This window comes from Arsenophonus sp. ENCA (assembly GCF_002287155.1).
GTDB classification, from domain to species: domain Bacteria; phylum Pseudomonadota; class Gammaproteobacteria; order Enterobacterales; family Enterobacteriaceae; genus Arsenophonus; species Arsenophonus nilaparvatae.
The window spans coordinates 1-1,535 of sequence record NZ_NHNG01000767.1 but is presented as its reverse complement, the minus strand read 5'-3'; the positions used below and the strand labels follow the sequence as shown (position 1 = coordinate 1,535).

The window sequence follows — 1,535 nt, the reverse complement described above, 5'->3', positions numbered from 1 at the left end:
CATAAACGATTATCTCGTAACAGCCGCTCTTTGTTGATCATTTCAAACCTTTATTCTCTAAGTTAAACCTCTTTTTATTCTCAATAGCGTGACAAAAAATGCAAGTCTCTATTCAGCAACTAGTTTATAGTAATAGACCAAATATAAACTTTATATGATATAAGTTTTTTCTATAGATTATAGAAGTCGTGGTCTCAGGCAACCAAAGTTGCCCTATAAATTCTACTAAAAAGATTTTATGCTTTATACATTTTTTTTAAATTTTGCATGAGAAATTGATTGAAGTCATGTGAGGTATTGATGAATACGACACCAGAAACGACCCCAGGTTTCTTACAAAAGTTGAAACTAGGCCGGCAATATGCCAAGACATTTCCGTTAGAAAAATGTTTGATGCCTATTTTTCCTGAACATCGGGTGATCACAGTCAGTCGCTTTGCGATTCGTTATATGCCTGCTGTTGCTGTTTTTACCCTTACCTGGCAGATTGCATTAGGTGGTCAGCTGGGACCGGCTGTGGCGACAGGGCTTTTTGCTTGTAGCTTACCTTTGTAGGGATTATGGTGGTTAGGTAAGCCGTTCAGTTACGCCACTACCGTCGGCATTACTAACTTGGTTTTATGAAATTCGTGAAAAATTTAATCAAGCTGGAATTGCCATCACACCCGTCAAAGGAACACCGACTTATCAGGCATTAGCTGAATTGTTAAAACGTGCTTTTAAACAATTAGATCGCTCTTTTATTGATGGTATTTAACATAATTTGAATAGTTATTGGGTTAGCTAGTCAGCAATAAAGATAATAAGCATTATAAAAATAGGTTATTAATGGTTTAAGTTTGAAAAGCCTTTTTAGATCAATAAAAGGTAAGTTATCACTATAAAAAGAAGGGCGGTAATGCGATGATTTAGCAAATTTCCAAGTATAGGAGAACCATAATGGAAATGACTAATGCACAACGCTTAATTCTGTCTAACCAGTATAAAATGCTGACCAAGCTTGATCCGGATAATGCCAAACACTATCAACGCTGTCAAACTATCATTGAAAATGGTTTTGGCCTGCAAATGAAAGAGTTAGAGAAAGATTTTGCTGAGTTGTCAGAAGAAAATTGCCAGACTATCATTGATATTATGGAAATGTATCATGCCTTACAAGTTTCCTGGCAAAATTTGTCGTCTAAAACCGATATTACGGACAGAAAAGTTATCTTTTTAGGCTTTGATGCTGTTACGGAAGCACATTATCTCAATTATGTTCGTTTTTTGATTAATAATGAGGGTCGCTACCGTCATTTTGTCAGTGGTAGTGATGATTTTAATGCTCAGACACCTATGTGGGATAAATATCTAAGAATGTTAAATGTTTGGACATCTTGTCCGCGTCAGTAAACTAGTTGCTGAATAGAGACTTGCATTTTTTGTCACGCTATTGAGAATAAAAAGAGGTTTAACTTAGAGAATAAAGGTTTGAAATGATCAACAAAGAGCGGCTGTTACGAGATAATCGTTTATGTAAAGCAATCATTGGATTA

1 protein-coding gene and 1 pseudogene are annotated in these 1,535 nt (G+C 35.5%); both read left to right on the top strand.

The window, feature by feature from the left end:
* Nucleotides 1-300: 300 nt before the first annotated feature.
* Nucleotides 301-757 (top strand): annotated as a pseudogene (gene yfbV / locus CBG25_RS19820) (terminus macrodomain insulation protein YfbV).
* Nucleotides 758-939: 182 nt separating this feature from the next.
* Nucleotides 940-1,392 (top strand): YfbU family protein, encoded by a 453-nt coding sequence (locus tag CBG25_RS19815; protein WP_290608793.1) that lies wholly within the window; start codon nt 940-942, stop codon nt 1,390-1,392.
* Nucleotides 1,393-1,535 lie beyond the last annotated feature (143 nt).